Annotated in this window: 8 protein-coding genes and 1 pseudogene; 5 read left to right on the top strand and 4 right to left on the bottom strand. The window is 58.9% G+C overall.

Going from position 1 to position 6689, the window contains the following annotated elements:
- Window positions 1-90: 90 nt before the first annotated feature.
- Together BM357_RS20585 and BM357_RS20590 are read right to left on the bottom strand one after the other, a co-directional pair.
- On the bottom strand, window positions 91-576 hold the full coding sequence (locus BM357_RS20585) for a multicopper oxidase domain-containing protein (RefSeq protein ID WP_342741640.1): 486 nt from the start codon (window positions 574-576) through the stop codon (window positions 91-93).
- Window positions 500-1090, bottom strand: a complete 591-nt coding sequence (locus BM357_RS20590; RefSeq protein WP_342741641.1) for a multicopper oxidase domain-containing protein — start codon at window positions 1088-1090, stop codon at window positions 500-502. The genes BM357_RS20585 and BM357_RS20590 overlap by 77 nt, the downstream gene beginning before the upstream one ends.
- A gap of 155 nt (window positions 1091-1245) precedes the next feature.
- Between BM357_RS20590 and BM357_RS16735 the strand changes: the two genes are divergently transcribed.
- The 3 genes from BM357_RS16735 to BM357_RS16745 all read left to right on the top strand — a co-directional run bounded on the left by BM357_RS16735 (window position 1246) and on the right by BM357_RS16745 (window position 4239).
- Window positions 1246-1551 (top strand): metal-sensitive transcriptional regulator, encoded by a 306-nt coding sequence (locus BM357_RS16735; RefSeq protein WP_029420766.1) that lies wholly within the window; start codon window positions 1246-1248, stop codon window positions 1549-1551.
- A gap of 22 nt (window positions 1552-1573) precedes the next feature.
- Entirely contained in the window at window positions 1574-3958 is a 2385-nt protein-coding gene (locus tag BM357_RS16740) for a heavy metal translocating P-type ATPase (protein ID WP_074956158.1), read from the top strand.
- A 74-nt stretch (window positions 3959-4032) separates the two neighbouring features.
- Complete coding sequence (locus tag BM357_RS16745) at window positions 4033-4239, top strand: heavy-metal-associated domain-containing protein (protein WP_074956161.1); 207 nt, start codon at window positions 4033-4035, stop codon at window positions 4237-4239.
- 92 nt (window positions 4240-4331) lie between these two features.
- On the opposite strand, the gene BM357_RS16750 is transcribed toward BM357_RS16745, so the two are convergent.
- A complete protein-coding gene (locus BM357_RS16750) occupies window positions 4332-4580 on the bottom strand; it encodes an SHOCT domain-containing protein (RefSeq protein ID WP_231493553.1) in 249 nt (82 codons plus the stop codon).
- Between the two features lie 115 nt (window positions 4581-4695).
- On the opposite strand from BM357_RS16750, the pseudogene BM357_RS20595 reads away from it, so the two are divergent.
- Both BM357_RS20595 and BM357_RS20600 read left to right on the top strand, forming a co-directional pair.
- Window positions 4696-5172 (top strand): annotated as a pseudogene (locus BM357_RS20595) (multicopper oxidase domain-containing protein); the annotation flags it as partial.
- Between the two features lie 150 nt (window positions 5173-5322).
- Window positions 5323-6204: a multicopper oxidase family protein gene (locus BM357_RS20600; RefSeq protein ID WP_342741642.1), complete on the top strand. Its 882-nt coding sequence runs from the start codon at window positions 5323-5325 to the stop codon at window positions 6202-6204.
- Between the two features lie 8 nt (window positions 6205-6212).
- Here BM357_RS20600 and BM357_RS16765 read toward each other — a convergent pair.
- Window positions 6213-6689, bottom strand: a 477-nt coding sequence (locus tag BM357_RS16765; RefSeq protein WP_175511567.1) for an integrase core domain-containing protein, incomplete at its 5' end; no start/stop codon positions are given.

Here is a 6689-nt window from a genome sequence, read left to right on the forward strand (position 1 = left end):
TGCACGTGGGAGACGGGCCGTGTTGCAGAAATGCCCACCGAGGACAGCGGCGTACGTACGCCAGTGGTTTCGTACGCCGCCGTAAACGCCTCACACGTAGGTGACAGTGGTAAACATACCGCCCATGCCTGGCTGATGTGCATTCGTGGTGTGATGAGGTTTATGACAATGAAACGCCCAGACCCCAGGGTTGTTTGCATCAAACTCGATGTCCCACGTCTCTCCCGGTGCGACATTGATGGTGTTTTTCGACCACGGGAACATGAGATCCGACCCATCTGCAGCGACGACTTGGAACTCGTGACCGTGCAAATGCATCGGATGCGAATCCATACTGATGTTCCCCAGCCGGATGCGCACCCGCTCCCCACGTCGGACCCGCAGTGGCGCAGTGTCCGGGTACGCTTTTCCGTTCAAGGTGAAGTAGTTGAAATCCATGCTCATGGGATTGATGTCAAACCGCCTCCCTTGGGTCCCCGGCTCTCCGTGAGTCGGATGCTCAGACATGGATGGCGCACCCGTGGTCTGGGTCATCGGAAGGGTCTGCCCGCCCATCTGCATGCCCGCCATGTCCATGCCGCCGTCCGTCTGCACCGCCCATTCTTGGAGCAGGATGACATACTCCCGATGGGTCATCGGCTGTCGAGCAAGCGAGACAATCATGCCCGCAAGCCCCATCATCTCCTGTTTGGAGTCCATGGTGTGAGCATGGATACATAAATGTCCCGGCTTGACGCACCACAAAGTCATACACATACGTCTCCCCCGACCGAATGACTGGCCCCGCCCCGATTTCCGGCACGCCGTCCACATCATTGGGCACGATAAGGCCGTGCCAATGGATGGAGGTGGCTGTTGGAAGGCGATTGACAAACACCACCTGCACACGCTCACCTGGATGCACAACCATCACCGGCCCCGGTGTAGAACCGTTGTAGCCCCAGGCTCGAATGGTCACGCCGCCCACCAAGGTTTGTTCCACGGGCTCGGCCACCAAGTGAAACTGTTTGACCCCGTACACCAGGCGGTGCGGCAAAAACGTCAAATTCGGCGCAATCAGTTTGGTCATCCCCATGCGGATGGACCCCATTCTCCACGCCTCCTTCCCCCGACAGCGATATGCGGAACGGAAGACAGTTGCCCACGGATGACCGTCTTTTGGCCACCCTGTGCGTGAGTGGATATTGACACATATACAATACGGGGGTATGGTTTGTTTAGAGCATCTGAAGGCGAGGGATTGTCATGTGCCCCGATCACCCGGAACACACTGGACACAGTTACGCCCCACACAAGGAAGACCTCCTGCGCCGGCTGCGGCGCATCGAAGGTCAGGTGCGTGGGTTGCAAAAAATGATTGAAGAAGACCGTTACTGCGTCGACATTCTGGTGCAGGTGTCGGCCGTCAAGAGTGCGCTTCACCAAGTCGGGCTCACCATTCTCGAGTCCCACACCCGTGGGTGTGTGGCGGACGCCCTGGCCAACCGGGAACAGGGTGATGAAAAGGTGGACGAACTGATGGACGTGATCCGTCAGTTCACCCGGTCTTAAACGACCGTGGGAGGTGAAATCGATGAGCGAGGCCAAAGAGATCACGCTGCCCATCGAAGGCATGACGTGCGCCGCCTGCGCCGCCCGGATTGAAAAGAACGTGGCCAAATTGCCTGGAGTCAAGCAGGTCAACGTCAACCTAGCGTCGGAGCGAGCCCGTGTGGTCCTGGACCCAGAGACGCCTTGGACAGAGGTCGTCTCCAAAATCGAGAAAACCGGCTACTCAGTGCCGGTGCGAGAGGTGGACCTCAACATCACGGGCATGACCTGTGCCGCCTGCGCCGCCCGCATCGAGAAGGTCGTCGGACGCCTGGATGCCGTGCGGTCGGTCCACGTCAACCTGGCATCGGAGAAGGCGCACGTAAGCTATGTGCCAGGCGTGATTCACGAAGGAGATATCATTCGGGCGGTGGAAAAGGCGGGGTACGGCGCCACCCTCGCCAGCGAGGCGGCGGAAGCCGAAGAGAAGCAGCGGAAACTGCAGGCGTACCGCCGGGACCTGGCGAAGTTCTGGTTCTCCGTCCTGCTGACCCTGCCCCTCGTCATGCAGATGTTGGTGATGCTCATCGGCGGGCGGCCGTTTTTGCCAAACTGGCTTTCGTGGCTGCTCGCCACGCCCGTCCAGTTTTACGTAGGCTGGCGGTTCTACAAAGGGGCATACCATTCTCTCCGGGGTGGGGCCGCCAACATGGACGTGTTGGTCGCCCTTGGCACCAGCGTGGCGTACGTGTACAGCGCCATCCTGACCATCCTGGGCCAACCGGATGTGTACTTCGACAGCTCCGCCACCGTCGTGACGCTGATTTTCATGGGCAAGCTGCTGGAGACCCGTGCCAAAGCGAAGTCGAGCGCCGCCATCGAGTCCCTGGCCAAGCTCGGCGCCAAGGTGGCCCACGTGCTGCGGAATGGCGTGGAGACGGACGTGGCCGTAGAGGACCTGCGGGTGGGCGATCTCGTCCGGGTCCGGCCTGGGGAAAAGGTGCCGGCGGACGGCGTGATTATTGAGGGGACGACGTCGGTCGACGAGTCGTTTCTCACCGGCGAGTCGATGCCGGTCTCCAAACAGCCGGGCGATCCGGTCGTGGGCGCATCCATCAACCAGACGAGCGCTTTTGTCATGCGGGTGACGAAGGTGGGACGGGACACCGCCCTGGCGCAGGTGATCCGGCTGGTGGATCAAGCGCAGGGGTCGAAAGCGCCCGTGCAGCGGCTGGCCGACACCATCTCCGGCATCTTTGTTCCGATTGTGCTCGCTGTGGCGGTGCTCACGCTCCTCATCTGGGGCGCCCTGGGCAACTGGTCGCACGGACTGCTCGCAGCTGTAGCCGTGCTGGTGATCGCCTGTCCCTGCTCATTGGGGCTTGCCACCCCGACCGCCATCATGGTCGGCACGGGCCTTGGGGCAGAATCCGGCATCCTCATCAAGGGCGGCGAACACCTCGAACTCGCCCACCGGGTGAACACGGTGGTTTTCGATAAGACAGGCACCCTCACCGCCGGCAAGCCCGTGGTCACCGACGTCTGGACTACGGAGGGGGTGGGGCGTGACGAGCTCCTGGCTGCGGCGGCCGCTCTGGAAGCGCAGAGCGAACACCCGCTTGGCCGGGCCGTGGTCGCCTTCGCCCAAGACCATGGCGTCGAGATCCCGATGGCGTCCAAGGTGCAGGCGGTGCCCGGCCACGGCATTCAGGGCATGGTGAACGGCGCCAGAATACGGATTGGGAATCGTACCTGGCTTGCCGATGCGAATCTGGCCATCCCCGGCGATGTCCTGGCGGCGTTTGAGCGTGCCGGCAAGACCGTGGTGCTGGTGGCGCAGGATGACCGGTTGCTCGGCGCCATCGCCATCGCCGACACCCTCAAGCCGGATGCGCCGGGTACGGTGAAACAGCTTCAGGAACTCGGCATCGAAGTCTGGATGATCACGGGCGACGAGGCCCGCACCGCAGAGGCCATCGCACAGCAGGCGGGAATCACGAACGTGATGGCCGGTGTCCTGCCCGCCGATAAGGCGGCCAAGGTGGAAGCCCTGCGCAAAGAGGAGCGGGTGGTCGCCATGGTGGGCGATGGCATCAACGATGCGCCTGCATTGGCGGCAGCCGACATCGGCATCGCCATGGGTACCGGCACCGATGTGGCGTTGGAGGCGGCGGATATCGTCCTCATGCACGGCCAGACGCACGGTGTCGTGGACGCTCTGCGCCTGTCCAAGGCGACCATGCGTAAAATACGCCAAAACCTGTTCTGGGCGTTTTTCTACAATGTCCTGGGGATCCCGCTGGCGGCGCTGGGCATCCTCAGCCCCGTCATCGCCGGGGCGGCCATGGCGCTCAGTTCAGTGAGCGTCGTATCGAACAGCCTACTGTTGCGCCGCCTGCGGCTCGGAAAGGAGGTGCATGCGGCGTAGGAAGAGAACGTGTCGACGCCAACATACAAACGGGCGACCTGAACATACACGAACCATGAGAGGAGACGATGGACATGGCAACGGCGACCATCACCGTTAAAGGCATGACGTGCAGCGGGTGTGTCAATTCCGTCACGAAGGCGCTCAAGGACGTGGAGGGTGTACAGGAGGCGAGCGTGGATCTGCAAGGACAGAAAGCCACGGTCACCTTCGACGAGGCGAAGACCACCGTGGCCAAACTGAAAGAGGCCATTGAGGACGCCGGTTACGATACAGAGTGAAACATTCTTGCGATGAAGGGAGAGCGGATTTGTCCGCCTCCCTTCTGCCATATAACCATGTACGGCAGGCATGCAAAGAACGCTCCAGCCATCTAGTCTCGCAAGTCTTTGAGACGCTGCAAGTATTCCTCCCGGTCAATTTCACCACGGGCGTAGCGTTCTTTGAGCAGTCGAACAGCGTGGTCATGCTCTTTATCGTTTTGACTGAGAGATCCTCTTCTGACCACACGAACGATGGTCCAGAGGACAAGCAGGATCCCGGCAATCAAAATCAATGCGGAGAGTATCCAATACAGGCTCATGAACCCGAACCCCATCATGCCCATCCCGTTCATCATCATGATTGCGTTTCCCCCAACTGTTTCGACCTGCCCATAGTGTAACGCACATGTGGCATACTAACCCATGAGAGGTGGAAATGTGGCCAACAAGCGAATCACCCGGCGGGAATTTCTAATGGCCTTGGGCGGCCTTACGTTGATTGGGCTTGGCAGCTACCCGCTCATTCGTTCTCCCATTCCTGGAAGACCTATCCCTCTGGTACTTCCGCAGAAACCCACGGTCCCGTGGAACGGGAACGTCAAATCGTTCGTCTTCAACCTGTCCCGAGGAAATGTGACGCTTCGGGATGGCCGCCGTTTCAGCGGATATCTCATCAACGGCCAGTTCCCCGGCCCCGAGATCCGTGTCCGAGAAGGCGACAAGGTTCGGGTGCTGGTGAACAACCATCTCGACCAACCCACCACGCTGCACTGACATGGTGTGAATGTCCCGTCTCCGATGGACGGCGTACCAGGCATCTCCCAGGACCCCATCCTGCCAGGACAGTCGTTTACGTACGAGTTCGTCGCCGGTCCCTCCGGCACTCGCTGGTATCACTCGCATGTGTTCGAAATGGATCAAATCCCAAATGGATTGTTTGGCCCACTCATCATTGAACCAGTAAACAGCAAGGATCCGTACCCTGAAGACCGTGACATGACGCTCACCCTGTCCACGTGGGGATACCAATCCAATCCCGGATTCGATTACGGGATGCAAGCAAGCGGCGGCATGGGTCAAATGATGATGGGGGGCGGGACCATGACCTCCTCCAGCCAAGGTCTCACCTATTTCATTAACGGAGATATCCCAGAAGCCCTGGCCCCTGTCACCGTACACGCAGGTGAGAAGCTTCGCCTTCGCCTCATCAACGCCAGCGCTTCCGAGTCTTACTGGTTGACCATGGACAAAGGTAGCTTCTTAGTTACCCACACGGATGGAAATCCGCTGGATACCCCTATACCCGTGAGCGATTTGTACATCGCTCCGGCGGAGCGATACGACATTGTGGTCACGCCACCGCAGACAGGAAAGTGGTATCTGCGGTCCAAAATCGCCGGTCAGGAAACTGTCCGAATTCCCTTTTATACACAAGGGCAAGTCAGTGAAGGGCCTCCGCCCGCCCCGTCATGGTCCTACACCAACTCCTCCGCCGATGGTGGTTCTTTGGCGAAGGTTGATCAACATTTTGTTTTGACGCCCAGTGGCGGGATGATGATGGGGCCAAGCTGGACCATCAACGGCGCCTCTTACCCAAACACTGCCCCGTTGCGAATAGGCAAAGGTAATCGGGTGCGCATAGAAATGCAAAACATGAGCATGATGGAGCATCCCATGCATCCGCACGGACATTCGTTTGAAATTACGAGTTTCAACGGCAGGGTCTTAGCACGGCCACTGATCAAAGATGTGGTCAATCTGCGGCCAATGGAGCGCTGCACTATCGAATTTTTAGCCAACAATCCCGGTAACCGGTTCTTTCACTGCCATAATTTACAACACATGAGAGACGGCCTGGCCACGGTGGTGGAGTACGCCGATTACCCGCTGCCGCATGTGGATAAGTGGCGTATTGAACCCGACTTTGTCAAGACAGATGGGATGGCTTTTAAGAGAGAGATGAGAGACTTGCAATTCAGATAAAAATTGTCTCACGCTGCGTTTTGTTGCATTTTCCAATTTCTGAATTCCAACGGCGAGCGATAACCTAGTGCGGAATGCGGTCGATCCGTGTTGTAAAAGTGAATGTACGACTCAATGGCCGCTTTCGCCTCGGCAAAGCTGCTGTATTCCTGCAGCCAGACCTCCTCCTCCTTCAGCGACCGGAAGAATCGCTCGATGTATGCGTCAGCATCGGGGTTGTTGTACCCGGTCCGCTCATGGTTGATTTGGCAGGCCTTCATCGCTTCGATGAACCGTCGACTCGTCATCTGGCAGCCATTGTCCGTTCGCAATGTCAGACCGGCACCTTGAACGCCATTCGGGAAGCGATAGTTCAGCGCCATATCCACAGCCTTCAGCAGGTCCTCTGTACGGCAGAACCGGGAAAACGAGTACCCCACAATCTCCCGGTCATAAGCGTCAATCACGGCAAACAGATATCCCCAGCCGTCCTTCCCACACCACAC

It is taken from the genome of Paenalicyclobacillus macrosporangiidus (genome assembly GCF_900116805.1).
GTDB classification, from domain to species: Bacteria; Bacillota; Bacilli; order Alicyclobacillales; family Alicyclobacillaceae; genus Alicyclobacillus_H; species Alicyclobacillus_H macrosporangiidus.

Bases quoted from the DNA above. Each gene is read 5' to 3' on its own strand.
- BM357_RS20585 (WP_342741640.1), bottom strand. From the start codon at position 576: ATGGACATGGCGGGCATGCAGATGGGCGGGCAGACCCTTCCGATGACC.
- BM357_RS20590 (WP_342741641.1), bottom strand. From the start codon at position 1,090: ATGGGGTCCATCCGCATGGGGATGACCAAACTGATTGCGCCGAATTTG.
- BM357_RS16735 (WP_029420766.1), top strand. From the start codon at position 1,246: ATGTGCCCCGATCACCCGGAACACACTGGACACAGTTACGCCCCACAC.
- BM357_RS16740 (WP_074956158.1), top strand. From the start codon at position 1,574: ATGAGCGAGGCCAAAGAGATCACGCTGCCCATCGAAGGCATGACGTGC.
- BM357_RS16745 (WP_074956161.1), top strand. From the start codon at position 4,033: ATGGCAACGGCGACCATCACCGTTAAAGGCATGACGTGCAGCGGGTGT.
- BM357_RS16750 (WP_231493553.1), bottom strand. From the start codon at position 4,580: ATGATGATGAACGGGATGGGCATGATGGGGTTCGGGTTCATGAGCCTG.
- BM357_RS20600 (WP_342741642.1), top strand. From the start codon at position 5,323: ATGACCTCCTCCAGCCAAGGTCTCACCTATTTCATTAACGGAGATATC.